The sequence below is a fragment of the Streptomyces sp. NPDC002130 genome, assembly GCF_040296465.1.
Lineage (GTDB): Bacteria > Actinomycetota > Actinomycetes > Streptomycetales > Streptomycetaceae > Streptomyces.
In genome coordinates this window covers 1-1939 of sequence record NZ_JBEOXI010000631.1, presented here as the reverse complement: position 1 = coordinate 1939, position 1939 = coordinate 1, and the positions used below count along the sequence as shown (strand labels likewise).

Here is a 1939-nt window from a genome sequence, read left to right as displayed (position 1 = left end):
GCTCCTCGAGGCTGTGGCGCAATGTCTCCTCGCTGTTCTTGACAGCGTTTTCGACGAACGGCCCGATCAATCGGCCGAGTGCTTTTCCGGCAATGCCCCCGGGGAGTTTGTAGGCGAAGTCGACGGAAAGCTCGGTCTTGGAATCGTCGATCGCGGCGAATTCCCAGGTGGACGAGTTGGATACACCGCCGAGCGAAGACAGCTTGATGATCCGATTCTTCTCCCACTCGGTGACCTCGAGCTTGGAGCGCAACGTGCTGGGCCCGATCTGCATGGCCGCGTCGAACGTGGCGCCGAGCCCCTGATCGAACTCTCCGAACGGGGTGAACTCGGAAACACCGAACATCCAGGTCGGGACATTGCGGTAGTTGTCGATGTAGTCGAAGGCGACATCAACCGGCACGGCAGCAACCGCGGTGTGGCGAACATGGATCATGACTGGTCCCTGTCTTTCGGTGAACACCGACTCTAACCAATGGCTCCGACGTGTTCGGCGGCGGCGCAAGAGCGATCTACGGTATCGGTATGACGAACGAGCTTCCGGTACGCGGGTCCTGGCGCGATTACGAAGACCTGGGACTACCGAAACCGCTCGCTGCGGCGTTGGAGGCGTTCGTCGAGCAGGGTTATCACGGAACGTCGATCCGTGACGTGGCGTCGCGGTCCGGGCTGTCGGTGCCTGGGCTCTACCACCACTACCCGTCCAAGCAGGCTCTGCTGATCGGTCTGGCGACCGTCGTGATGACGGAGTTGTTGGAGCGAAGCCGCGCCGCCGAACTCGATGCCGGGGACGACCCCTCGGACCGTTTCGACGCGGTGATCGAATCTCTGTTGCGGTTCCACATGTTTCGACGCGAGCAGTCGTTCGTCGCCTCCTCCGAGATCCGCAGCATGGAGCCCGACAGTCGGGCGAGCTACATCGCGCAGCGCGACGAACAGCAGAAACAGGTGGACCGGATCGTCCTCGACGGCGTCGCTTCGGGAGTGTTCGAGGCCGACCATCCCGAGGATGCCAGCCGCGCCGTTGTGACAATGTGCGTCGCCGTGGCGGTGTGGTACCGACCGGACGGTGAGTTGTCTCCGGAGGAGTTGGTGGAGAGGTATTTGGAGATAGCGCGGCGCATGGTGGGGGCGAAGCGGGTGGGGGAGTGACTGTGGGGGCGTAGCGGGGTGGATCAACCGGAATTCTTCAGCAATTCGAGCGCCGCGTCCCGGCCGGCCCCGAAGGGGGCGGTGCCGATACCGATCCCGTCTGCGACGAGGGCACCTTCGTGAAGCAGCATGATTGTCTCGACGAGACGTTCGTCGGCCCGCCCGTCCGTCGCCAGAATGCGCCGAAAGACGTCCAACATTTCCTGCTTCTGTTCGGCGATGACAGCGAATACCTGATGTGAGCGATCACTGAACTCGGCGTGCGCGTTGATCATGCTGCACCCCTTGCCTCCGCTCGCCCTCGACCAGGAGGCGGAAGCATCGAACACCGCACTCAACTGTTCGGCGCGGCTGTGTCCGGCTGATGCCAACTTCTTGTCGCGAAAGATCCGCCACCGCCGATCTCGATCCTTCAGATATTCCACGACGAGACCGTCTTTCGAGCCGAACCGCTCGTACAAAGTCTTCTTCGTGACCCCGGCGTCCAGTGCGACGGTATCCACACCGACGGCGTGAATCCCCTTTTCGTAGAACAACTTCGACGCCGACTCCAGGATGCGACGCGCTTTCGGAGTCAATTCGGGTGTGGATTCCTCTGTCATGGACAAAAGTATACCGATCTGTATAGTCGACTCCATGAGTAAACAGATCGGTATACCTCGGATCGTGACCTCGAGATCTGCCGTGACGGCTACCTTGTCGGCACGAGATCGTCTATGCCCTGGGACCCGAGGTCTGGGGCAGCGGGCTCGGAACGGAGCTGGCGGAGGCGCTCGTGGGTTACGGC

At 61.7% G+C, this 1939-nt stretch carries 3 protein-coding genes and 1 pseudogene; 2 read left to right on the top strand and 2 right to left on the bottom strand.

Translation table 11 applies throughout. The features are described 5' to 3' along the window. On the bottom strand, positions 1–436 hold a 436-nt coding region (locus tag ABT116_RS43760), incomplete at its 3' end, for an SRPBCC family protein (protein ID WP_351646383.1). Between the two features lie 89 nt (positions 437–525). Between ABT116_RS43760 and ABT116_RS43755 the strand changes: the two genes are divergently transcribed. Beyond that, entirely contained in the window at positions 526–1152 is a 627-nt protein-coding gene (locus ABT116_RS43755; RefSeq protein WP_095972127.1) for a TetR/AcrR family transcriptional regulator, read from the top strand. Positions 1153–1175: 23 nt separating this feature from the next. On the opposite strand, the gene ABT116_RS43750 is transcribed toward ABT116_RS43755, so the two are convergent. Continuing rightward, a complete protein-coding gene (locus ABT116_RS43750; RefSeq protein ID WP_124569160.1) occupies positions 1176–1754 on the bottom strand; it encodes a TetR/AcrR family transcriptional regulator in 579 nt (192 codons plus the stop codon). Between the two features lie 101 nt (positions 1755–1855). On the opposite strand from ABT116_RS43750, the pseudogene ABT116_RS43745 reads away from it, so the two are divergent. Further along, positions 1856–1939, top strand: a pseudogene (locus ABT116_RS43745) (GNAT family N-acetyltransferase); the annotation flags it as partial.